The sequence below is a fragment of the Streptomyces silaceus genome, assembly GCF_001419745.1.
GTDB classification, from domain to species: domain Bacteria; phylum Actinomycetota; class Actinomycetes; order Streptomycetales; family Streptomycetaceae; genus Streptomyces; species Streptomyces silaceus.
In genome coordinates this window covers 11,556-32,358 of the sequence record NZ_LIRJ01000060.1, presented here as the reverse complement: position 1 = coordinate 32,358, position 20,803 = coordinate 11,556, and the positions used below count along the sequence as shown (strand labels likewise).

Genomic DNA, 20,803 nt, shown 5'->3' with positions numbered 1-20,803 from the left:
CCCGCCCGGAAACGGGGGCTCGGACCGGGGCGGACGAGGCCCCCGTCGAGGGAGCGCGGTGAGCCCCCGTTTCCGGGCGGGAGGGAGCGCCGGGCCGGTGGCCGGGCTCAGTACGTCCTGGCCTCCTCGCGTTCCCTGCGTACCGAGTACGCCACGAAGCCCGCTCCCAGGCACAGGAACGTCGTGCCGCCGATCACGTACGGGGTCGAGTCGAAGCCGCCCGTGTCGGCCAGGCGGCCGGTCGCGGCGGGGGACGCGTTCGTTCTGTGGTCGGGGGACGGTGACGTCGCGGTGCGGTCGTCGCGGGGGGTGTCGTGCGAGGCGGGGGGCGTCGCGTTCGCTGAGGGGACGAACCACAGGGCGCCGAGAAGGGCCCCGGCGGCGGTGGCGGTCAGCAGCGGTCGACGTGCGGACACGGGATCGGATCCCCCTTGTGGTGCTGGCGAATTGGCCGTGTGGGCCGATGGTAGTGAAAGCCGCGGGTCGTGGGAAAGCCGCGGGGGAGGAGGGCCGTACGCTCCGGCCTATGAGTGGAGACGAGACATCACGGTATGTACGGCTGCGGGTCGAAATGGTGGTCGAGGTCGACGACGTGGAGAAGCTGACCGGCGCCGCGCTCGCCCGTATCGCCGAGGACGAGCAGATGCCCGCCGAGGAGCGCGCGCACGCCGAGGCGGCCGTCAAGGAGGACGGCGCCGAGGCCCTCGCCTACCTCGTGGACCCCTTCGACCTGGTCAGCGAGGTGCCCGGCACCGAGCTCACCCAGGCCTCGTGGAGCAGCGAGGCGATCGACTACGACCCCGATGCGCCGGACTGGGACCCCGACCAGGATGATGGCGACGAGGACGGCGACGCGGTGTAGCCCGGCTCGGACCGAGAAACGGAATCCGGGGCCCCGGACGGCAACCGCCGTCCGGGGTTCCGTCGTCTCATCCGGCATGGTCATCAGCCGTCCCGTCCGTCACCATGGTCGACGGAAGACAATCCAGCACCGCGTACGTGGTGTTCCCCACACTTCCCGCGGTTGTGGAACGGGACGAACCGGGCAGGACGTTATGCGGGACTACGGGGACTCTCGGGGTTGATTTTGGGGATTCGGCAACTATGGAGATGCGTGTGATGACGGACAGTATGCGTCGCAAGCGTGGGCGCAGGGGCCTCGCGGCCGTGTCCGCCCTCGTGGGCGGCGTGCTCGTGCTCTCGGCGTGCAGCAGCGACGACGGCGACAAGGCTTCGGGCGGCAAGGAGTCGCAGAACCAGGTCGACGAGGCGGCCGCCAAGAAGTCCTCCGCCGCCCAGATCGAGATCGCCCCGAAGAACGGCTCCGACAACGCGAGCACCAACAGCGCCGCCAAGGTGACCGTCAGCGACGGCACGCTCACCAAGGTGACGATGAAGAGCGACGCCGGCACCGCCGTGGCCGGCCAGATATCCGCGGACAAGAAGAGCTGGAAGCCCAGCGGCCAGCTGGAGCGCGCCACGAAGTACGAGATCTCGGCGACCGCCACGGACTCCGAGGGCCTCAAGGCGCACGAGAACTCGACGTTCACGACCGTCTCCCAGGCCAACAGCTTCATCGGCAGCTTCACGCCCGAGGACGGCTCCACCGTCGGCGTCGGCATGCCCGTGTCGATCAACTTCGACAAGGCGATCACCAACAAGAAGGACGTCCAGTCCGCGATCAAGGTGTCGTCCAGCAGCGGCCAGGAGATCGTCGGCCACTGGTTCGGCGCCAACCGCCTGGACTTCCGCCCCGAGGACTACTGGAAGGGCAACTCCACCGTCACCCTGAAGCTCTCCCTCGACGGCGTCGAGGGTGCCGACGGGATCTACGGCGTGCAGGACAAGACCGTCCAGTTCAAGATCGGCCGCAACCAGGTCTCCATCGTCGACGCCAAGACGAAGACGATGAAGATCACGCGCGACGGCAAGGTCGTGAAGACCATCCCGATCTCCGCGGGCTCGCCGGAGAACAAGACGTACAACGGCAAGATGGTGATCTCCGAGAAGTTCAAGGAGACCCGGATGAACGGCGCGACCGTCGGCTTCACCGACGGCGACGGCAAGGGCGAGTACGACATCAAGGACGTGCCGCACGCCATGCGCCTGTCGAACTCCGGCACCTTCATCCACGGCAACTACTGGGGCTCGCCGTCCATCTTCGGCAGCGCCAACACCAGCCACGGCTGCATCGGTCTGCAGGACGCCAAGGGCGCGGGCGACAAGAGCACCCCGGGCTCCTGGTTCTACGAGAACTCGATCACCGGTGACGTCGTCGACGTCCGCAACACCGGCGACAAGGTCATCGCCCCGGACAACGGCCTCAACGGCTGGAACATGGACTGGGCGCAGTGGAAGGCCGGCTCCGCCGTCTGATCCCACGGCGCCGCAGGGCGCGTACGCGGTGGCCCGCATCCCGAACGGGGGTGCGGGCCACCGGCGTTCCCGGGCCGGAGGCGGGCCGGGTGCGGGTGCGGTGCGGCGGGGCGGCTCCGCACCGAGAGCGGCGGGGCGGACCCGCATCGCGGGTGGTGGGGTGGACTTCCGTGAGGGCCGCGCAGGGCTTCTCATCGTGCTCTCACCCCCGGCTCAGCCCCTTCTTACGCCCGCCTCAGGCCTTCATCACGCCGAGCGCCTACCTTTTCGCGACATGTATCACCTCAGCGGTGTCACCAAGCGGTACCTCCGCGGCGAGGGGGCGGTCGACGCGCTCGTCGGGGTCGACCTGGTCATCGGCGACGGCGAGCGGCTCGTCGTGCGGGGTCCGGCCGGCGGCGGCAAGTCCACGCTCCTGCGGATGCTCGGCGGCCTGGACCGGCCCACCCGGGGCAGCGTCCTGCTGGACGGCACCGACCTGGCCGCGCTGCCCGAGGCGCGGCTCGCCCACGTCCGCGCCGAGTCGATCGGGTTCGTCTGCCGGTCGTCCCGCCTGGTGCCCGCCCTCAGCGCCCGGCAGAACGTCGAGACGGCGCTCCTCCCGCTGGGCCTCGGCCCGGACGCCCGCGGCGAACGTGCCGCCGCCGCGCTGGACTCGGTGGGCCTGCGGGGCCTCGGTGGACGGCTGCCCGCCGAGCTGGACGACGGCGCGATCCGGCGTGTCGTCCTCGCCCGCGCCCTGGTCAAGCGCCCGAAGGTGCTCCTCGCCGACGAGCCGGGCGGCGGTCTCGAAGGGCCCGTGCGCGACGGGATCACGGAGCTGCTCGACGGGCTCCAGGAGGACCACGGCCTCACCCTCGTGCTCGCCACCCGCGACGGCGCCCTCCACCGCCACGGCCCGCGCTTCGTCACGCTGCACGCCGGCCGCGTCACGCGCGGCGCCGACCGTCCCGCGCCCACCGGCAGAGCACCCGCGGCGCAAGCGCCCACCAGGAATGCGACCGACGCACCCACCGGCAAAGCCGTCGCCAATGAGCCGAACAGAAGCGGTGATTGGCGTGATCGGGGCCAACCACTGTTAAGGCGCCATGAATTGCACCCCGCATCAACTCTTGACTTCTGTCCCGCTATTGAGCGGCACATCACCCCTCGGCATACTTCGCTGTCCGAGGGGCGCAAGCCCCTTAACCTCCAGGGGGAGACTTGCACAGACAAGTGAAGAGAGCGTGCGGCGCCACCGTCGCCGCGGCGGTCGCCGTGGCGCTCGCGGCGGGCATGACCAGCCCCGCGGCCGCACAGCCGGAGTCCACGGACCTCACGACCGCCGCGGCGAGGACCGCGGGGGCCTCCCGCGTCACCCTCATCACCGGTGACCGCGCCGTCCTGGACGCCAAGGGCCGCGTGATCGGGCTCGACCGCGCCAAGGGGCGGGAGCACATACCCGTGCAGGTGCGGCGGACCGGCGGGCACACCCTGCTGATACCCGCCGACGCGCGGCGCCTGATAGCCGAGGGCAGGATCGACCAACGGCTCTTCGACGTCACCGAGTTGAACAAGAAGCGCAACCGCACGGCCCAGAAGAAGGGCCTGAAGGTCATCGTCGGCTACAAGGGAGCCGCCACGGCCGCCCGGGCCGACGTCCGCTCCGCCGGCGACACCACGGTCCGCAGGACCCTCAAGGCGCTGAACGCCGACGCCATCACCACGCCCCGGCAGGACGCGCCCGACCTGTGGGCCGCGCTCACCAGCGGCAAGGGCGACGCCCGCGCCGCGTCCGGCGTGAGCCACGTCTGGCTGGACGGCGTGCGCAAGGCGAGCCTGGACAAGAGCGTCAAGCAGATCGGCGCCGACAAGGCCTGGGCGGCCGGGTACGACGGCAAGGGCGTCAAGATCGCCGTCCTGGACACCGGTGTCGACGCCACGCACCCGGACCTCAAGGACCAGGTCGTCGCCGAGAAGAACTTCACGCAGTCGGCGGACGCCAAGGACCGCTACGGCCACGGCACGCACGTCGCGTCCATCGCGGCCGGCACCGGCGCCAAGTCCGGCGGCAAGTTCAAGGGCGTCGCCCCGGGGGCCAAGCTCCTGAACGGCAAGGTGCTCGGCGACGACGGCTACGGCGAGGACTCCGGCATCATCGCCGCCATGGACTGGGCGGCGGCCGAGAAGGCGGACGTCGTCAACCTCAGCCTCGGCGGCGGCGACACCCCCGGTGTCGACCCGCTCGAAGCGCAGGTCAACAAGCTCTCGGCGGAGAAGGGCATCCTCTTCGCGATCGCCGCGGGCAACGCCGGCGAGCCCGGCTCGGTGGACTCGCCGGGCAGCGCGGACGCCGCCCTGACCGTCGGCGCGGTCGACGACAACGACAAGCTCGCCGACTTCTCCAGCCAGGGCCCGCGCGTCGGCGACGGCGCGATCAAGCCCGACGTCACCGGTCCGGGCGTGGACATCACGGCCGCCGCCGCGCCGGGCAGCGTCATCGAGAAGGAGGTCGGCCAGAACCCCGAGGGCTATCTGACGATCTCCGGTACGTCGATGGCGACCCCGCACGTCGCGGGCGCCGCGGCGCTCCTCAAGCAGCAGCACCCCGACTGGAAGTACGCCGAGCTCAAGGGCGCGCTGACCGCGTCCACCAAGGGCGGCGCGTACACGCCGTTCCAGCAGGGCTCGGGCCGTATCGCCGTCGACAAGGCCATCAAGCAGTCCGTGATCGCCGACCCGGTGTCGGTGGGCTTCCCGGCGCAGCAGTGGCCGCACACCGACGACAAGCCGGTCACCAAGAAGGTCACCTACCGCAACCTCGGCAAGGACGACGTCACCCTCGATCTGACGGTGAGCGCCACCGACCCCAAGGGCCGTCCGGCCCCGGCCGGTTTCTTCGCGCTCGGCGCGAAGAAGGTGACGGTTCCCGCGGGCGGCACCGCGGCGGTCGACCTGACCGCCGACTCCAAGCGGGGCGGCACGCTGGACGGCACGTACTCCGCGTACGTCGTGGCGAACGGCGGCGGCCAGTCGGTGCGCACGGCGGCCGCGGTCGAGAACGAGGTGGAGTCGTACGACCTGACGCTGAAGTTCATCGGCAGGGACGGCGCCCCCGCGAAGTTCTACGACGGTGACCTGGAGGGCCTGAGCGGGCTCGCCGCGGGCAAGTCCTACGACCCGTACGACGAGTCCGGCACCGTCAAGGTCCGTGTCCCCAAGGGCGGTTACGTCCTGAACTCCGGCATCTACGTCGACCCCGCCGACTTCACCAAGGGCGCCGACTGGATCGCGCAGCCGAAGCTGAGCATCACCAAGGACACGACGGTGACGCTGGACGCGCGGACCACGAAGCCGGTCGACATCACCGTGCCCGAGCCGGGCGCCAAGCTGGAGTTCGCGGCCCCGGACTACAGCCTCGACACCCCGGAGACCAACTACGGCTTCGGCTGGTTCCTCGACTCGTACGCCAACTTCCGCACCCGGCACCTCGGTCCGCAGGTCACCGACGGCTCGCTGTTCCAGCAGTGGGACGGGCACTGGACCAAGGGCGGCGACACCGAGTACGACATCGTCACCGGCGGCAAGGTCGAGCAGGTCGCGTCCGGGTACACCAAGCACTTCAAGGCGAGCGAGCTCGCCACGGTCAAGGTGGGCCTCGGCGCCTCCTCCCCGGGCAAGACGGGCGCGCTGAGCGCCATGGGCCACATCCCGGGCAGCACGAGCGGCGCCTCGATCGGTGTCCCGCAGCCGCTGCCGGGCACCCGGACGCTGCACCTGTCCACGGCGGACAAGGTCAAGTGGAGCCTCGACCTGGAGCAGCAGGCCGGGCGTGACCCGGAGGGCTGGCCCATCGTCGACGCCGGTTACACGCTCGGCGCCGCGCAGACCTTCAAGGCGGGCCAGACGTACGAGAAGACCTTCAACACGGCCGTGTTCGGGCCGCGCATCGGCGGCGACTTCGGCGTCTTCCGCGACGGCAACGAGATCACGGGCGTCCTGCCGCTGTTCGCCGACGGCAAGACGCACGTGGGCTCCTCGCTGTACACGTCGGTGAAGACGACGCTGTACCGCAACGGCACCAAGATCGCCGAGAACGAGGACCCGCTGGCCGGCGGGGCGCCGCCGTTCAAGGTGCCGTCGGCGGACGCCGAGTACAAGCTGTCGACGTCCGTGAAGCGCAGCGTCAAGGTGGCCGCGGCCTCCACGCGCATCGACGCGAGCTTCACCTTCCGCTCCAAGAAGGCGGACGGCGTCAGGCTCCCGGTCTCCTCGGTGCGCTTCAGCCCGGCGGTCGACCTGAGCAGCCGTGCCAAGGCCGACGCGAAGCAGTCGGTCCCGGTCACGGTCCAGGGCTCGGCGGCCGGCTCCAACCTCAAGTCCCTTTCCGTGTACGTCTCCTACGACTACGGCCAGACCTGGAAGAAGACCACGGTCACCAACGGAAAGATCTCCGTGAAGAACCCGGCGAAGGGCAAGGGAATCTCCTTCCACGCCAAGATCACGGACAAGAAGGGCAACAAGTCGACGCTGTCGATCTACAACGCGTACTACGGCAAGTAGGCGCGTAGGGCGGCTGGCCGACGCGGGTGTCGTCGGCTAGCCGTCGGTGCCTGAGGGCGCGGCGCCGAAAGGGCTGTCGATCGCGTAGCGCCAGATGCCGTCGGTGCCGCGGCGTACCACGTCCGTGGCCGTCGAGCCGGTCTCGTCCGTGCCGATCCGCCAGTCGACGATCAGGAGTGCGAGGTCGCCCGCGACGTGTACGTGGCGGGGGTGCACGGTGATCGGCAGGCCGAGGGCGAGGAAGGGGGCGTTCGCGGCGGCGATGCGCGTGTCGCCGTGGACGGCCTCCCCGGACTCGGGGACGAACGCCGCGCCCTCCTCGTACAGCGCCCGCACGGCGTCGGGATCGCCGCTGTTGAACCGCTCGGCGAACGCGGCGGGGACGTCCTCGGGGCGTGTGGGCAGGGCGGACGGGGTGGTTATCGTCGTGGTGGTCATGACCGCACCGTAGGAGGCCCTCTCGTGACTCACCGAACGGTAAGCGGCGTGCGGCCCGGTCTGCCCGACGACGTCCGGGCCGAGGTCGCCGCGCCGAGCCCCGCCTGCCCCGTGGAGATCACGCTCGCCGCGCTGCGCGGCCGGTGGACCACGCTCGTGGTCCGTGAACTGCTGCGGCGCGAGCGCCACGCGTACGGCGAACTGGCCGCCGCGCTGCCGGAGTTGTCCGACAAGGTGCTCTCCGAACGCCTCGCCCAGCTGGTCGGCGCGGGCGTCGTCCGCCGCACCCGCACGGCCGGCTGGCCCTCCACCGTCTCCTATGAACTCACCTCGCGCGGGCGGGAGTTGGGGCCCGTGATGCAGGCGCTCTGGGACTGGGGTGCCGCGGAGCCGGGCGCGTAGGCGGGGTCCTTCCGCCTACGCGGGGGACATCAGCTCGTAGAGATTCCGGGCCTCGTCGACGAAGAACAGGCCGCGCGGGCACAGGGGATGGTCGACGCGGCCGTTGTCCGGCTCGTGCGGCTCGCTCCCGTAGGGGATGCCGCGTTCCCGGAGCCGGGCCAGGACCCGGTCGAACGTGGCGGGGTCGACGTCGAAGGCCAGGTGGTGACCCTCGGGGTCCGGCACGGCCATGAAGTCGAGGGTCAGCTGGTCGTTCACGCGGACCGGGGCGAAGTGGCCGTCGCGGCCCGCGGGCGGCAGCTGCTCCAGGCCCATCACGGAGGCGAAGAAGCGGGCCGCCTCGCGGTGGTCGACGGCGGGGACGATGGTGTGGTTGAGCGTGATCGTCGTCGTCATGGCGTATCGCTCTCTCGTCGGGGGCCGAGCGCTCCGTTCAGGAGTACGTCGACCAGTTCGGCCGTGGTCGGATCCCTGTCGTCCACCGGGCCGCGGAGCCCGCTGAACAGCATCCCGAGGAAGATCGCGGCGATCTTCTCGGGGGAGTGGCGCAGGGCCGCGCGGTCCGGTTCGAGCAGCTCGGCGAGGCCCTCGAGCAGCGCGCGGGCCGACGCCTCGCGGCCGCCCTCGCCCGGCTGCTCCTCGGCGGAGGGGCCCGAGGGCCGGCCGCGCCGCCGCCCGGTCGCGTGCAGCCCGCCGACCACCGCGCCCATGCGCTCCAGATGGGCGCGCAGCGCGTCGGCGGCCTGCGTCAGACGCTCCTCGAGCGGCTCGTCCAGGGAGATCGACGCGAGCTCGCGCACCACGTGGTCGGGGCTGATCGCCTCCCGCACGCAGGCGTCGAGCACCTCGTCCTTGTCCTTGAAGGCCCGGAAGATCGTGGCCTCCCCGATCCCCGCAGCGCGGGCGATCCGGCCCGTGGTGACGGCGGCGCCGTACTCGGCGACCAGGGGGAGGGCGGCGGCGACGATCATCGCCCTGCGCTGCTCGGCGCTCATGCCGGGCGCGCGGCGCCGCGGCGGATCCGGTGGGGACGGCATGCCCGGCAATGTACGGAGTGAGCGCTCACTCCGTCAAGGGGCGCGGCGGGTCGGTGGCGCTACTGTGGGCCCATGACGAAGATCCGGGACGATGCCCGCGGCGGCGCCCAGGAACCGCTCCCCAAGGCCGAGTTCGCCTTCCCCGGGCCACTGCGCGACCAGCTCGTCGCGGCCGTCCTCGACGGGTCCAAGACCTCGACGACGGGGCTCCTCGCCGACTACGAGAACGACGGCGACCCGCTGCCCGTCGTCGGGGAGCGCGCCACCGTCGTCGACTCCGGGGACCGGCCCGTCGCCGTCATCGAGACGACCGCCGTCCGCGTCGTGGCGCTCGCCGACGTGGACCTCGCCCACGCCGTCGACGAGGGCGAGGGCCACACGTCCGTCGCCGACTGGCGCGCCGGCCACGAGCAGTTCTGGCACAGCGCCGAGATGCGGGCCGCGCTCGGCGACCCCGCCTTCACCGTCGACGACACGACACAGGTCGTCCTGGAACGCTTCCGCGTCGTGTCCGACCCGCGGGAGGCGTGACCGGCCGTGCCCTTCGCGAAGGCGGCCGACGGCGCCGCGATCCACTATCAACTGCACGGCTCCGGCGAGCCGTTGGTGCTCATCGCCGGACAGTCCAACAACCACCACTGGTGGGACCCGGTGCGCGCCGACTTCGCCGCGCGCTTCACCGTCGTCGACCTCGACCACCGCGGCACCGGCGAGAGCGACCGCCCCGATACCGACACGTACAGCACGCCCGGCTTCGCCCGTGACGTGCTCGCCGTCCTGGACGACGCGGGCATCGGCCGCGCCCACGTCTACGGCACGTCGATGGGCGGCCGCATCGCGCAGTGGCTGGCCGCCGACCACCCGGAGCGCGTGGACCGGCTGGTCCTCGGCTGCACCTCGCCCGGCGGCCCGCACGGCGTCGAGCGCGGGCCCGAGGTCCGCAGGGCCCTGACCCGGGCCGATCCGGACGCCGTGCGCCGCGCTCTGCTGGAGCTGATGTACACCCCGGCCTGGCTGGCCGAGCAGGAGCGCGTCCGCCCCGGGCGGGAGTTCCACACGCTGGGCGACGCGACCATGCCGGCGTACGCCCGCCGCCGCCATCTGCGGGCCAGCGCCCGCCACGACGCCTGGGACGCGCTGGTACGGATCACGGCGCCGACCCTCGTCGTCCACGGCACGGACGACGCGTTCAACCCGACCGCCAACGCCCCGCTCATCGCCGCCCGCGTGCCGGACGCCAGGACCCTGCTGGTCCCCGGCGCCCGGCACGCGTACTTCGAGGAGTACGCGGACGTCGCCACGGAGCCGGTGCTCGCGTTCCTGGCTCAGTCACCGGAGCCGTAGGGCCGGGTGATGATCTCCAGGTTGTGGCCGTTCGGGTCCTCCCAGTAGACGCCCCGGCCGCCGTCGTTCGTGTTGATCTCGTTGACGCGCCGGTGGTACGGGTCCGCCCAGTAGGTCAGGTTCCGCTCCTTGATGCGCCCGAAGATCGCGTCGAAGTCGTCCTCCGAGACGAGGAAGGCGTAGTGCTGCGCCGCGATCGGGGCGCCGTCGCTCTCGTAGTAGTCGAGGGTCACGCCGTTGGGGATCTCCACCGGGCTGAAGGGGCCGTACTGCGGGCCCACTTCGAGCCCCAGGATGTCCGCGAGGAACTGCGCGGACGCCTTGCTGTCCTTGGCGACGACGATCGTGTGGTTCAGCTCGATGGACATCGTGCGACCTCCTGATATGTCCGAACTACCGTTGTCCTGAGGTGACATGGACAACGTTAGGCGCGGACGTCCGGGTGCCGTATCGGTCACGGGGTCCCTCGTGCTGAGCAATGCGGACTAGGCCCTGCGACCCAGTCGGGATCAGGCCACACGCCGCCGCGCGAGGCCTCAGATCGTCGAGGTGTCGATCACGAACCGGTAGCGGACGTCGCTGGCCAGGACCCGCTCGTACGCCTCGTTGATCCGGTCGGCGTCGATCAGCTCGATCTCCGCGCCGAGCCCGTGCTCCGCGCAGAAGTCCAGCATCTCCTGGGTCTCGCGGATGCCGCCGATGCCGGAGCCCGCGAGGGTCTTGCGGCCGCCGATCACGGAGAAGAGGTTCAGCGAGACCGGCTCCTCGGGCGCGCCGACGTTCACGAAGGCGCCGTCGGTGCGCAGCAGGCCCAGGTACTTGTCCAGGGGCAGCGGCGCCGAGACCGTCGAGACGATCAGGTCGAAGCTGCCGGCGAGCGCCTCGAAGGTGGCCTCGTCGCTGGTGGCGTAGTAGTGGTCGGCGCCCAGCTGCAGGCCGTCGGCCTTCTTGCGCAGGGTCTGCGACAGGACGGTCACCTCGGCGCCCATGGCGTGCGCGATCTTGACGGCCATGTGGCCGAGCCCGCCGAGGCCGACGATCGCGACCTTCTTGCCGGGGCCCGCGTTCCAGTGCGCGAGCGGGGAGTACGTGGTGATGCCGGCGCACAGCAGCGGCGCGGCCACGTCCAGCGAGAGCCCGTCGGGGATGCGGACGGTGAATGCCTCGTCCACGACGATGTGCGTGGAGTAACCGCCGTAGGTCGGCTCGCCGTCCTTGCCGCGGCCGTTGTAGGTGGGGACGTTCCCCTTCAGGCAGTACTGCTCCAGGCCCGCGACGCAGTTCTCGCACTCGCGGCAGGAGTCGACCATGCAGCCGACGCCGACGCGGTCGCCGACGGCGAACTTGGTCACACCGGCGCCGACCTCGGTGACGACACCGGCGATCTCGTGGCCCGGCACCATCGGGTAGATGCCCTTGCCCCAGCCGTCGCGGGCCTGGTGGATGTCGGAGTGGCAGATCCCGGCGTACTTGATGTCGATCAGGACGTCGGTCTCGCCGACGGCGCGGCGCGGCACGGTGGTCCGCTCCAGGGGCGCCTCGGGGGCGGGAGCGGCGTAGGCGGAAACGGTGGTGATCTGCTGAGTCATGTCTTCGAGGCTGCCAGCGGACCGGGACGCCACCCAGACACCCACTCTGCCTACGACCACTGTGCCTACCACTGGCGGGGACAGGCTCATGGGCGTACGACCCCTGATACTGGAACCATGGACGAGAACCCCGAGGCAGCGGCCGGGGCCCGGCAGGACGGCCCCGGCGCCGACAGCGCGCCCCTGGACAGCCGGGCCGAGCTGAGCGAGTTCCTGCGCACCCGCAGGGCCCGGCTCCAGCCGCAGGACGTCGGCCTGCCGAACTTCGGACGGCACCGCAGGGTGCCGGGGCTGCGCCGCGAGGAGCTGGCGCAGCTCGCGGGCGTCTCCGTCGCGTACTACACCCGTCTCGAACAGGGCAACGGCCGCAACGTCTCGGGCGAGGTCCTCGACGCCATCGCGCGCGCCCTGCGCCTGACCGACGCCGAGCACAACCACCTCACCCACCTCGCCAAGCCGAAGACCCTCAAGAAGAAGAAGTCCGCGCGCCCCCAGCCCATGCGGCCCGCCCTCCAGCAGCTCCTGGACTCCATCCACGACGTGCCCGCCTACGTCGTCGGCCGCCGCTCGGACATCCTCGGGTGGAACGCGCTCGCGGCGGCGCTCTTCGGCGACTGGGCCCAGCTCGCGCCCAAGGACCGCAACTGGGCGCGGATCTGCTTCCTCGACGCGCGTTCGCGCGACCTGTTCGTGGACTGGGAGCAGAAGGCGTCCGACATGGTCAGCTATCTGCGCATGGACGCGGGCTGCTATCCCAACGACCCGCAGCTGTCCTCGCTGGTGGGCGAACTCTCCGTGAAGAGCGAGGAGTTCAGGAGCCTGTGGGCCACGCACGACGTGAGGGAGAAGGGCCACGGCGTCAAGCGGATGCGCCACGCGCTGGTGGGCGACCTGACGCTGTCGTACGAGACGCTGCGGCTGCCCGACGACTGCGACCAGTCACTGGTCATGTACCACGCGGAGCCGGAATCGGCGTCGGCGCAGGCGCTGCGGCTGCTCGCCAGCTGGGGGCGGGACGCGTCGTCGGTGGGGTCGGCCGCGAAGAAGGGCTGACGGCAGGGGATTTCGCGGGGGCGGCGGAGGATTTCGCGGGCGGCGGAACGCCGCCCGCTGCGCCGGCGGCCGTCCCCCTCCTAGGCTGAGGAAGTGACCAGCCACGAGCCGAACGAAGCCCGCGTCATTCCCCTGCGCCCGCTCAAGGCGGCGCCGAACCCCGCTCGCCCCCAGGAGGCCGGCGGCCCCCGGGAGCACCGGCAGGCCAAGGAACCGCTCTGGCGGGACGTCGTCGGGGACGTCCTGCGCCGCGAGCGCCTCGCCCAGGAGCGCACGCTCAAGGACGTGGCCGACGCCGCCCGGATCTCCATGCCCTACCTCTCCGAGCTGGAGCGCGGCCGCAAGGAGGCCTCCTCCGAGGTCCTCGCGGCCGCCGCCCACGCGCTCGGTCTGCGCCTGACCGACCTGCTGTCCCTGGCGCAGGGGCAGCTGGCCGGCCCCTCCCGCGCACGGCCCGCCAGGGCGTCGTACCAGGGCGAGGTGAGCCTGGCCGCCTGAGCGCGGACGCCCGTCGCCGCCCTCACGCGGCGACGGGCACCGCCCGCCTGCTCAGCACCTGGTCCGCGAGTCCGTACGCGACGGCCTCCTGCGCGGTGAAGACCTTGTCGCGGTCCATGTCGGCGCGGAGCGTGGCCACGTCGTGGTGCGTGTGGTGGGCGAGGACTTCCTCGACCTGCGAGCGGATCCGGAGCATCTCCTTGGCCTGCAGGCTGAGATCGGACACGGTGCCCTGCTGGCCGCGGCTCGCGGGCTGGCCGAGGAGCACGCGCGCGTGGTCGAGCACGAACCGCCGTCCCGGGTCGCCCCCGGCGAGCAGCACGGCCGCGGTCGAGGCGGCCTGCCCGACGCAGAACGTGGAGATCGGCGCGGTCACGAAGCTCATGGTGTCGTAGATGGCCATGAGCGAGGTGAAGGAGCCGCCGGGCGAGTTGATGTAGAGGGCGACCTCGCGCTCCGGGGCGGAGGACTCCAGGTGCAGCAGCTGGGCGATGACGACGTTGGCGACGCCGTCGTCGATCTCGGTGCCGAGGAAGATGATGCGCTCGGACAGCAGCCGGCTGTAGATGTCGTAGGCGCGCTCGCCCTGCGGGGTGCGCTCGACGACGGTGGGAATCGTGTACTGACTCATAGCTGACAACCCCTCAGATCCCGAGCCCGATACGCCGCTTCGACCCGGCGGGCCGCACGTCCTCCAGTGATTCCACGACCTGGTCGACCATGCCGTACTCCTTGGCCTGCTCGGCCGTGAACCAGCGGTCGCGGTCGCCGTCGCGCGAGATCGTCTCCTGGCTCTGCCCGGTGTGCTCGGCGGTGATCCGCTCGATGGCCTTCTTGGTGAACTCCAGGTTCTCCGCCTGGATGGCGATGTCGGCGGTGGTGCCGCCGATGCCGGCCGACGGCTGGTGCATCATGATCCGCGCGTTGGGCAGCGCGAACCGCTTGCCGCGCGTGCCCACGCTCAGCAGGAACTGCCCCATGCTCGCGGCGAATCCCATGGCGAGGGTGGCCACGTCGTTCGGGATGAGCCGCATGGTGTCGTAGATGGCGAGCCCGGCGGTCACGGAGCCGCCCGGGCTGTTGATGTACAGGCTGATATCCGTCTTCGGGTCCTCCGCCGACAGCAACAGCATCTGCGCGCACACGCGGTTGGCGGACACCTCGTCGACCTGTGTCCCGAGGAACACGATCCGCTGGTTGAGCAGCTGCGCGGCGAGATGGTCGTCGAACCGCGACGGAGCGGTCTCCCCGTCCTCACCCCGCGGCGCCGCCGCGCCCCACCCACTGCCGAGCCCTGTCATCGCGCCTCCTCGAAGTCCCGCGACGACGTCTGCCGCGCGGTGACTTCACTGTCGACGGGGACGGAGGCCACCGCCAGAGATCTCGGCTTGCGGCAGATTCGCTGAGGGCAGAGCGAGGCCGTACTCCTCGGCCGGCCACTGCGACACGGATCCGCCAGCCGCCTCGGTCGGTGGGCGGATGGAGACCGAGGCGGTGAGGTCGACGGCGATGCCCCGGGCACCGCGCCGCCGGCGGTACCCGGTCGTGCGGGGCTCGCTCTCCCCGCTCAGCCGTCGGCCCGTGCCACCCCGATCGGGCAGGAGACGCCCGTGCCGCCGATGCCGCAGTAGCCGTCGGGGTTCTTGTCCAGGTACTGCTGGTGGTAGGGCTCGGCGGGCCAGAACGTGCGGTCGTCGGCCGGGAGGACCGTCGTGGTGATCGTGCCGTGGCCCGAGGACGTGAGGACCTTCTGGTAGGCCTCGCGGGACGCCTCGGCGGCGGCCTGCTGCGCGGGGGAGTGGGTGTAGACCGCCGAGCGGTACTGCGTGCCGACGTCGTTGCCCTGGCGGAAGCCCTGCGTGGGGTCGTGCGACTCCCAGAAGAGCTTCAGGAGCTGCTCGTACGTGATCTTCGACGGGTCGAAGACCACGCGGACCGCCTCCGTGTGGCCGGTCAGGCCGGAGCAGACCTCTTCGTAGGAGGGGTTCTCGGTGAATCCGCCCTGGTAGCCGACGTACGTCGTCCAGACGCCGTCCGCCTGCCAGAACTTGCGCTCCGCGCCCCAGAAGCAGCCCAGCGCGAAGTCCGCGACCTCCAGGCCCTCCGGGTAGGGGCCCAGCAGGGCGTTGCCGAGGACCGTGTGGCGCGAGGGGACCTCGAATTCCGGGGTCGCCCGGCCCTTCAGGGCCTGCTCGGGGGTGGGGAGCTCAGGCGTGCGACCGAAGATCATGTGGGTCTCTCCTCGTGCGTGACAGGGGTATGCCTGGTCAACGTACGCAGGCGGCGTGGCATTCCGGACGGACGGCCGTGGGCGGGCTCAGTGCGCGAGCGTCGCCGGGCTGCCGCCGTTCGCCTCGTACCCCGCGACCGCCAGGGCGCGGTAGACCGCGTAGACCTCGGCGGGGTCCTCGGACAGGGTCCAGGGCAGCGCGCCGACGTGGCCGTCGACGTGCACCAGCTGGTTCATGGCCTCCGCCCAGCGCTCGCTGCGGACCAGGAAGAAGACCAGGAGATGGCGGACGTGCGCCAGCATCGGGTCGTCCGCGCGCGCGGAGTGCACCGCGAACAGCGCGCCCTCGACGGCCTTGGTGACGACCTCGCTCTCGTAGAACCCCCGGACCAGATTGACCTCGGGCAGGTGCTCGTGGACGGCGAAGAGCGGGAGCGCGGCGAGCAGGGAGCCGCGGGGCGCGCGGGCGGCGGCCGCCTCCGTGAAGCCGTACGCCAGGTCGCGCGAGCCGTGCCACTTCTCGCACCAGTAGTGCAGCGCCGCCAGATGCGCCCCCATGTGCGCGGGCGCGCGGTCCAGGATCTTCAGCCACAGCTGCTCGAACTCCTCGCGGGAGTACGCCAGTCCGCGCCCGATGGAGAGCTCGATGATGTACGGCACCGGGTCGCCGGGGGCGAGCAGCGCGGCCTGCGCGCACGCCTCCTTGGCCTCCTCCAGGATGATCCGGAACTCGTCCGTGCCCTGCGTGGAGGTGCGCCACGCCTGCTGGACGAGGAACTCCGCGTGCACCGCGGCACCGCCCGCGTCCTTGGGCGCCTCGGCACGCCACACCCGCAGCCACTGCCCGCCGGGGCCCTCGCCGACGCCGCCGGGCCGCCGCGCCAGCTCCAGCGAGGCCGCGCCCGCGAAGGCCTGCACGCGCTGCCAGCGCAGCTCGCCGTGGGTCTCCGTGCCCGCGAGGAGCTGGGAGGCGGCCTTCCACTCCTGGGTGCGCTGCACCAGGTCGAGCACTTCGAGGAGATCGGCGTCCGGTCCGGGCATGCGGATGTCCAGCTCCTCCTGGCGCAGGAAGCCGTAGTCCGCCGGGTCCGCGGCGTCCGGGGAGCCCGGCGCGACCTGCCGGATCCCCCCGCGCCTGCGCAGCAGTACGGGCCCCAGGACCGCACCGATCATGATCACCGCGAACAGGAACCAGAGAATCTCCATGACACAAGCGAACCAGACGCGTCCGACAATTGGCCAACCTGCCGGGACGTACCCGTACCGACCCGGCGGAAGCCCCCGCGCGCGCACTACGCTCAGGCCGCATGAGTGACTCGCACAGCACGCAGAATTTCGAGACCGTGGCGATCCACGCCGGAAACACCGCCGACCCCCTCACCGGCGCCGTCGTCCCGCCCATCTACCAGGTCTCGACCTACAAGCAGGACGGTGTCGGCGGACTGCGCGGCGGCTATGAGTACAGCCGCAGCGCCAACCCGACCAGGACCGCCCTGGAGGAGAACCTGGCCGCGCTGGAGGGCGGCCGCCGCGGCCTGGCCTTCGCCTCCGGCCTCGCCGCCGAGGACTGCCTTCTCCGTACGCTGCTCGCCCCCGGCGACCACGTGGTCATCCCGAACGACGCGTACGGCGGCACGTTCCGGCTGTTCGCCAAGGTCGTCTCGCGGTGGGGCGTGGAGTGGTCGGTCGCCGACACCTCCGACCCGGAGTCGGTGCGGGCCGCGCTGACCGACCGCACCAAGGTGATCTGGGTGGAGACCCCCTCCAACCCGCTGCTCGGCATCACCGACATCGCCGCCGTCGCGCAGATCGCCCGCGAGGCCGGCGCGCGCCTCGTCGTCGACAACACCTTCGCCAGCCCCTACCTCCAGCAGCCGCTCGCGCTCGGCGCGGACATCGTCGTGCACTCCATGACGAAGTACATGGGCGGCCACTCCGACGTCGTCGGCGGCGCGCTCGTCGTCAACGACGACGCCCTCGGCGAGGAGCTGGCGTACCACCAGAACGCGATGGGCGCCGTCGCCGGGCCCTTCGACTCCTGGCTGGTGCTGCGCGGCATCAAGACCCTCGCGGTCCGCATGGACCGGCACAGCGAGAACGCCGGCAAGGTCACCGAGATGCTGACCCGGCACGCGCGCGTGACGCGCGTGCTCTACCCGGGCCTTCCGGAGCACCCGGGTCACGAGATCGCCGCCAAGCAGATGCGGGCGTTCGGCGGCATGGTGTCGTTCCAGGTCGAGGGCGGCGAGGAGGCGGCCGTCGAGGTCTGCAACCGCGCCAAGCTGTTCACCCTGGGCGAGTCGCTGGGCGGCGTCGAGTCGCTGATCGAGCACCCGGGCCGCATGACGCACGCCTCGGTCGCGGGCTCGGCCCTCGAGGTGCCGGCGGACCTGGTGCGCCTGTCGGTCGGCATCGAGTCTGCGGACGACCTCGTCGCCGACCTGCAGCAGGCGCTGGGCTAGCCGCTACCAGCGGGTGAGGGGTGGGGTCGTGTCGGACGGCGGCTCCACCCACGGCCGGGTGATCGACGCCCACACGATGAACGCCACCGCGGCCGTGAACAGCAGGGTCCAGCACAGGCGCCGCACGGCCGTGCGGCGCCGCAGCATCCGCCCGCCCCGGCGCACCGCGTCGTCGAAGAGCTCGGGCGGCACCGCGGGCGAGGTGCCCTCCAGCAGGCGGCGCACCGCGCTCTCCTTGCGCTCGTACTGACTCACGAGGGCGCCGCCCCGCTCAGCGCGCGGGCCGGCGCGGGGCCGCGCGGCGGGTGCAGGGCCGTCGCCATGGCGCGGGCGCAGATCGCGGAGACCCGTTCGGCCGGCAGGCCGAGCAGCGCGGCCGTCTGCTCCTCGGCCACGCCCTCGTACATCCGCAGCACCAGAATCAGCCGCTCCTGGGGGCTGAGCCGGGCCAGGACGCCGCCGTGGCCGCGGCGGTGGCGCCAGGCGGCCCGCGCGAAGCGGACGGCGACCTGCTGGCGGGCGCGGTCGTAGGGGTCCTCGCCGCGCAGCCGGTCCCACGTCGCGTACGTGTGCGCGAGCGCCGCCGTCAGCAACCCACGCGCGCGGGGGTTGTCGTCCGGCGGCTCGGCGGTGAGCAGCGTGGTGGCATGGAGGAGCCGCCCTGCCGCGCCCGCGACGAATGCCTCGAACTCCCGGGCACGGCGGGCGCTCTGGAGCGCCTGCCGTTCTCGCACCGTGCCTCCCGGCCGGAAGGAAGGGGGATCCCGGTCTCATATGAGGCCAGACGCGGGGCCGGGGTCAAGACTCCGGAGTGGCCGAAACCTCTCCACCGGGCGCCGTCTGCGACGTCTGCCGTGCCGAGAGGGCGGAATTGAAGCGTGTGAGGAGCGCACAGAAGCTCTCGCGCTCCTCGGGGGCCCAGTCCTGCGTCAACTCGGCCATCAGCTCGCGGCGCGAGGAGCGCACCTCGTCGAGCCTGGCCTGGCCGCGCGGCGAGAGCTGGAGCACCACGGCACGGCCGTCCTCGGGGTGCGAGGTGCGTTTGACGAGCCCTGTGTCGACCAGCGGGGCGACCTGCCGGGTGACTGTCGAGGAGTCGATGCCCATGCTCGCCGCGAGCGCCTTGACGCCCATCGGCCCTTCCTTGTCGAGGCGGTTGAGCAGCAGATATGCGGCGCGGTCCATGGAGTTGCGGACCTGGCCTACGCCGCCGAGGCGGGTCTGTTCCGCGCGGCGGGCGAACACCGCCACCTGGTGCTGCAGGCTGTCGAGAAGGCCGGGTTCACTGGCGGTCGTCATGTCCGGAGTTGTGGGCATGGCCGGGGGCTCACTTCATGCGAGGGCAATGGATTGGGGGACAGGGTACGCGGACCGGGCGCGGACCGTACCTGCGCTGCGCAAACCTACGGGGAGAACGGTCTCGTCCCTTGGGCATCCCCTGAGGACTCCGGCGGCGGCTGCGAGACTGCCGTCATGAGCTACCCCACGCGTGACTCCTTGCCGGCGGTGACCCTCGACGACGTGCGGGGCGCGCAGAAGATTCTCTCCGGAGTGGCCAGGATGACGGCGATGGAGGGCAGCAGGCACCTGTCGCAGCTGGTCGGCGGGCCGGTGCACCTGAAGTGCGAGAACCTCCAGCGGACCGGCTCCTTCAAGCTGCGCGGCGCGTACGTGCGGATCGCGGGCCTGCTCCCCGAGGAGCGCGCGGCCGGTGTGGTGGCCGCCAGCGCGGGCAACCACGCGCAGGGCGTGGCGCTGGCCTCCGCGCTGCTCGGCGTGCGCTCGACGGTGTTCATGCCGGCCGGGGCGCCGCTGCCGAAGGTCGCGGCGACGCGTGACTACGGCGCACAGGTGAGGCTGCACGGCCAGGTCGTCGACGAGACGCTGGCCGCCGCCCAGGAGTACGCGCGCGAGACGGGCGCGGTCTTCATCCACCCCTTCGACCACCCCGACATCATCGCGGGCCAGGGCACCGTCGGCCTGGAGATCCTGGAGCAGTGCCCGGAGGCGCGGACCCTGGTCGTGGGCGTCGGGGGCGGCGGCCTCGCGGCGGGCATCGCGGTCGCGGTCAAGGCGCTGCGCCCGGACGTGCGGGTGGTGGGCGTGCAGGCGGCGGGCGCCGCGGCTTACCCGCCCTCGCTGGCCGCCGGGCACCCGGTGTCGGTCGTGGACCCCGCGACGATGGCCGACGGCATCAAGGTCGGCCGCCCCGGAGACGTACCGTTTCAGCTCGTCCGTGAGCTGGTCGACGACGTCGTCACGGTCTCCGAGGACGAGCTGTCCAGCGCGCTGCTGCTCTGCCTGGAGCGGGCCAAGATGGTCGTCGAGCCCGCGGGCGCGAGCCCGGTCGCGGCGCTGCTGGGCGATCCGCGGGCGTTCGAGGGCCCGGTCGTGGCGCTGCTGTCCGGCGGCAACGTGGACCCGCTCCTGATCCAGCGGATCCTGCGGCACGGCATGGCGGCGGCGGGCCGCTACCTCTCGCTGCGGCTGCGCCTGACGGACCGCCCCGGGGCGCTGGCCACGCTGCTCGGGGTGCTCACGACGGTCGACGCCAACGTCCTCGACGTGAGCCACGTGCGCACCGACCCGCGGCTGGGGATCGCGGAGGCGGAGGTCGAGCTGCACCTGGAGACGAAGGGTCCCGCACACTGCGTCGAGGTCAGCGCGGCCCTGCGGAGCGCGGGCTACACCGTCATCGGCTGACGCGCGGCGCCCGTCGCGGTCGCCGACCGCCCCGGAGCGGGCGCGGGCGCTCACATCCGATCGTTTCCGAGCACCCCGAAAAAACCTTGGGAAAAGTGGGTGAGCCGACGCGATGTATCGCGTTATGGT

The 20,803-nt window shown here is 71.8% G+C and carries 23 protein-coding genes and 1 pseudogene; 11 read left to right on the top strand and 13 right to left on the bottom strand.

Going from position 1 to position 20,803, the window contains the following annotated elements:
• Positions 1-107 precede the first annotated feature (107 nt).
• Positions 108-416 (bottom strand): hypothetical protein, encoded by a 309-nt coding sequence (locus AOK22_RS07030; RefSeq protein ID WP_237773203.1) that lies wholly within the window; start codon positions 414-416, stop codon positions 108-110.
• 110 nt (positions 417-526) lie between these two features.
• Between AOK22_RS07030 and AOK22_RS07025 the strand changes: the two genes are divergently transcribed.
• The 4 genes and pseudogenes from AOK22_RS07025 to AOK22_RS07010 all read left to right on the top strand — a co-directional run bounded on the left by AOK22_RS07025 (position 527) and on the right by AOK22_RS07010 (position 6,918).
• Positions 527-862, top strand: coding sequence for a hypothetical protein (locus AOK22_RS07025; RefSeq protein WP_055697708.1), 336 nt, complete (start codon positions 527-529; stop codon positions 860-862).
• Between the two features lie 257 nt (positions 863-1,119).
• Positions 1,120-2,376, top strand: a complete 1,257-nt coding sequence (locus AOK22_RS07020) for a L,D-transpeptidase (protein WP_055697710.1) — start codon at positions 1,120-1,122, stop codon at positions 2,374-2,376.
• 274 nt (positions 2,377-2,650) lie between these two features.
• Positions 2,651-3,310: pseudogene (locus tag AOK22_RS07015) on the top strand (ABC transporter ATP-binding protein); the annotation flags it as partial.
• 281 nt (positions 3,311-3,591) lie between these two features.
• Positions 3,592-6,918, top strand: coding sequence for a S8 family peptidase (locus AOK22_RS07010; protein WP_055697707.1), 3,327 nt, complete (start codon positions 3,592-3,594; stop codon positions 6,916-6,918).
• Between the two features lie 36 nt (positions 6,919-6,954).
• On the opposite strand, the gene AOK22_RS07005 is transcribed toward AOK22_RS07010, so the two are convergent.
• The gene (locus AOK22_RS07005; RefSeq protein ID WP_055697706.1) at positions 6,955-7,356 is read right to left on the bottom strand and encodes a YybH family protein; all 402 of its coding nucleotides are present in this window, start codon (positions 7,354-7,356) and stop codon (positions 6,955-6,957) included.
• A gap of 24 nt (positions 7,357-7,380) precedes the next feature.
• On the opposite strand from AOK22_RS07005, the gene AOK22_RS07000 reads away from it, so the two are divergent.
• Positions 7,381-7,758: a winged helix-turn-helix transcriptional regulator gene (locus AOK22_RS07000; protein WP_079036396.1), complete on the top strand. Its 378-nt coding sequence runs from the start codon at positions 7,381-7,383 to the stop codon at positions 7,756-7,758.
• A 15-nt stretch (positions 7,759-7,773) separates the two neighbouring features.
• Here the strand turns inward: AOK22_RS07000 and AOK22_RS06995 are convergent, their stop codons facing one another.
• Positions 7,774-8,154 carry a VOC family protein gene (locus AOK22_RS06995; protein WP_055697704.1) on the bottom strand — a complete coding sequence of 127 codons (381 nt, stop codon included), beginning with the start codon at positions 8,152-8,154 and terminating at the stop codon, positions 7,774-7,776.
• On the bottom strand, positions 8,151-8,729 hold the full coding sequence (locus tag AOK22_RS06990; RefSeq protein ID WP_055697703.1) for a TetR/AcrR family transcriptional regulator: 579 nt from the start codon (positions 8,727-8,729) through the stop codon (positions 8,151-8,153). The genes AOK22_RS06995 and AOK22_RS06990 overlap by 4 nt, the downstream gene beginning before the upstream one ends.
• Before the next feature lie 138 nt (positions 8,730-8,867).
• Between AOK22_RS06990 and AOK22_RS06985 the strand changes: the two genes are divergently transcribed.
• Together AOK22_RS06985 and AOK22_RS06980 are read left to right on the top strand one after the other, a co-directional pair.
• The gene (locus AOK22_RS06985; protein WP_055697702.1) at positions 8,868-9,326 is read left to right on the top strand and encodes an ASCH domain-containing protein; all 459 of its coding nucleotides are present in this window, start codon (positions 8,868-8,870) and stop codon (positions 9,324-9,326) included.
• Between the two features lie 6 nt (positions 9,327-9,332).
• Positions 9,333-10,139 (top strand): alpha/beta fold hydrolase, encoded by an 807-nt coding sequence (locus tag AOK22_RS06980; protein ID WP_055697701.1) that lies wholly within the window; start codon positions 9,333-9,335, stop codon positions 10,137-10,139.
• Here AOK22_RS06980 and AOK22_RS06975 read toward each other — a convergent pair.
• Positions 10,121-10,507 carry a VOC family protein gene (locus tag AOK22_RS06975; protein ID WP_055697700.1) on the bottom strand — a complete coding sequence of 129 codons (387 nt, stop codon included), beginning with the start codon at positions 10,505-10,507 and terminating at the stop codon, positions 10,121-10,123. The genes AOK22_RS06980 and AOK22_RS06975 overlap by 19 nt on opposite strands.
• 168 nt (positions 10,508-10,675) lie before the next feature.
• Entirely contained in the window at positions 10,676-11,728 is a 1,053-nt protein-coding gene (locus AOK22_RS06970) for an NAD(P)-dependent alcohol dehydrogenase (protein ID WP_055697699.1), read from the bottom strand.
• A gap of 117 nt (positions 11,729-11,845) precedes the next feature.
• Between AOK22_RS06970 and AOK22_RS06965 the strand changes: the two genes are divergently transcribed.
• Together AOK22_RS06965 and AOK22_RS06960 are read left to right on the top strand one after the other, a co-directional pair.
• Positions 11,846-12,781 carry a helix-turn-helix transcriptional regulator gene (locus AOK22_RS06965; RefSeq protein WP_055697698.1) on the top strand — a complete coding sequence of 312 codons (936 nt, stop codon included), beginning with the start codon at positions 11,846-11,848 and terminating at the stop codon, positions 12,779-12,781.
• A 93-nt stretch (positions 12,782-12,874) separates the two neighbouring features.
• On the top strand, positions 12,875-13,279 hold the full coding sequence (locus AOK22_RS06960) for a helix-turn-helix domain-containing protein (protein ID WP_055697697.1): 405 nt from the start codon (positions 12,875-12,877) through the stop codon (positions 13,277-13,279).
• A gap of 22 nt (positions 13,280-13,301) precedes the next feature.
• Here the strand turns inward: AOK22_RS06960 and AOK22_RS06955 are convergent, their stop codons facing one another.
• The 4 genes from AOK22_RS06955 to AOK22_RS06940 form a co-directional block, all read right to left on the bottom strand.
• Complete coding sequence (locus tag AOK22_RS06955) at positions 13,302-13,910, bottom strand: ClpP family protease (protein ID WP_055697696.1); 609 nt, start codon at positions 13,908-13,910, stop codon at positions 13,302-13,304.
• Positions 13,911-13,923: 13 nt separating this feature from the next.
• Entirely contained in the window at positions 13,924-14,580 is a 657-nt protein-coding gene (locus AOK22_RS06950) for a ClpP family protease (protein ID WP_055697695.1), read from the bottom strand.
• A gap of 266 nt (positions 14,581-14,846) precedes the next feature.
• Positions 14,847-15,509: a peptide-methionine (S)-S-oxide reductase MsrA gene (gene msrA, locus AOK22_RS06945; RefSeq protein WP_055697694.1), complete on the bottom strand. Its 663-nt coding sequence runs from the start codon at positions 15,507-15,509 to the stop codon at positions 14,847-14,849.
• A gap of 87 nt (positions 15,510-15,596) precedes the next feature.
• Positions 15,597-16,715 (bottom strand): hypothetical protein, encoded by a 1,119-nt coding sequence (locus tag AOK22_RS06940; RefSeq protein WP_055697693.1) that lies wholly within the window; start codon positions 16,713-16,715, stop codon positions 15,597-15,599.
• Positions 16,716-16,816: 101 nt separating this feature from the next.
• Here AOK22_RS06940 and AOK22_RS06935 point away from each other — a divergent pair, with 101 nt between their 5' ends.
• Positions 16,817-17,971, top strand: coding sequence for a cystathionine gamma-synthase (locus AOK22_RS06935; RefSeq protein ID WP_055697692.1), 1,155 nt, complete (start codon positions 16,817-16,819; stop codon positions 17,969-17,971).
• A 3-nt stretch (positions 17,972-17,974) separates the two neighbouring features.
• Here the strand turns inward: AOK22_RS06935 and AOK22_RS06930 are convergent, their stop codons facing one another.
• The 3 genes from AOK22_RS06930 to AOK22_RS06920 form a co-directional block, all read right to left on the bottom strand.
• Complete coding sequence (locus tag AOK22_RS06930) at positions 17,975-18,226, bottom strand: hypothetical protein (RefSeq protein ID WP_055697691.1); 252 nt, start codon at positions 18,224-18,226, stop codon at positions 17,975-17,977.
• The gene (locus tag AOK22_RS06925) at positions 18,223-18,705 is read right to left on the bottom strand and encodes a sigma factor-like helix-turn-helix DNA-binding protein (RefSeq protein WP_055697690.1); all 483 of its coding nucleotides are present in this window, start codon (positions 18,703-18,705) and stop codon (positions 18,223-18,225) included. Before AOK22_RS06925 ends, AOK22_RS06930 begins: the two co-directional genes overlap by 4 nt.
• 64 nt (positions 18,706-18,769) lie before the next feature.
• Entirely contained in the window at positions 18,770-19,288 is a 519-nt protein-coding gene (locus AOK22_RS06920) for a MarR family winged helix-turn-helix transcriptional regulator (RefSeq protein WP_055697689.1), read from the bottom strand.
• A gap of 156 nt (positions 19,289-19,444) precedes the next feature.
• Here AOK22_RS06920 and ilvA point away from each other — a divergent pair, with 156 nt between their 5' ends.
• Positions 19,445-20,674, top strand: a complete 1,230-nt coding sequence (gene ilvA, locus AOK22_RS06915) for a threonine ammonia-lyase (protein WP_055697688.1) — start codon at positions 19,445-19,447, stop codon at positions 20,672-20,674.
• Positions 20,675-20,803 lie beyond the last annotated feature (129 nt).

Coding starts and splice junctions, on each gene's coding strand:
- AOK22_RS06955 (WP_055697696.1), bottom strand. CDS start 13,910: ATGAGTCAGTACACGATTCCCACCGTCGTCGAGCGCACCCCGCAGGGC.
- AOK22_RS06970 (WP_055697699.1), bottom strand. CDS start 11,728: ATGACTCAGCAGATCACCACCGTTTCCGCCTACGCCGCTCCCGCCCCC.
- AOK22_RS06995 (WP_055697704.1), bottom strand. CDS start 8,154: ATGACGACGACGATCACGCTCAACCACACCATCGTCCCCGCCGTCGAC.
- AOK22_RS07020 (WP_055697710.1), top strand. CDS start 1,120: ATGACGGACAGTATGCGTCGCAAGCGTGGGCGCAGGGGCCTCGCGGCC.
- AOK22_RS06975 (WP_055697700.1), bottom strand. CDS start 10,507: ATGTCCATCGAGCTGAACCACACGATCGTCGTCGCCAAGGACAGCAAG.
- AOK22_RS06950 (WP_055697695.1), bottom strand. CDS start 14,580: ATGACAGGGCTCGGCAGTGGGTGGGGCGCGGCGGCGCCGCGGGGTGAG.
- AOK22_RS06965 (WP_055697698.1), top strand. CDS start 11,846: ATGGACGAGAACCCCGAGGCAGCGGCCGGGGCCCGGCAGGACGGCCCC.
- AOK22_RS06990 (WP_055697703.1), bottom strand. CDS start 8,729: ATGATCGTCGCCGCCGCCCTCCCCCTGGTCGCCGAGTACGGCGCCGCC.
- msrA (WP_055697694.1), bottom strand. CDS start 15,509: ATGATCTTCGGTCGCACGCCTGAGCTCCCCACCCCCGAGCAGGCCCTG.
- AOK22_RS06940 (WP_055697693.1), bottom strand. CDS start 16,715: ATGGAGATTCTCTGGTTCCTGTTCGCGGTGATCATGATCGGTGCGGTC.
- AOK22_RS06985 (WP_055697702.1), top strand. CDS start 8,868: ATGACGAAGATCCGGGACGATGCCCGCGGCGGCGCCCAGGAACCGCTC.
- ilvA (WP_055697688.1), top strand. CDS start 19,445: ATGAGCTACCCCACGCGTGACTCCTTGCCGGCGGTGACCCTCGACGAC.
- AOK22_RS07005 (WP_055697706.1), bottom strand. CDS start 7,356: ATGACCACCACGACGATAACCACCCCGTCCGCCCTGCCCACACGCCCC.
- AOK22_RS06935 (WP_055697692.1), top strand. CDS start 16,817: ATGAGTGACTCGCACAGCACGCAGAATTTCGAGACCGTGGCGATCCAC.
- AOK22_RS06920 (WP_055697689.1), bottom strand. CDS start 19,288: ATGCCCACAACTCCGGACATGACGACCGCCAGTGAACCCGGCCTTCTC.
- AOK22_RS07025 (WP_055697708.1), top strand. CDS start 527: ATGAGTGGAGACGAGACATCACGGTATGTACGGCTGCGGGTCGAAATG.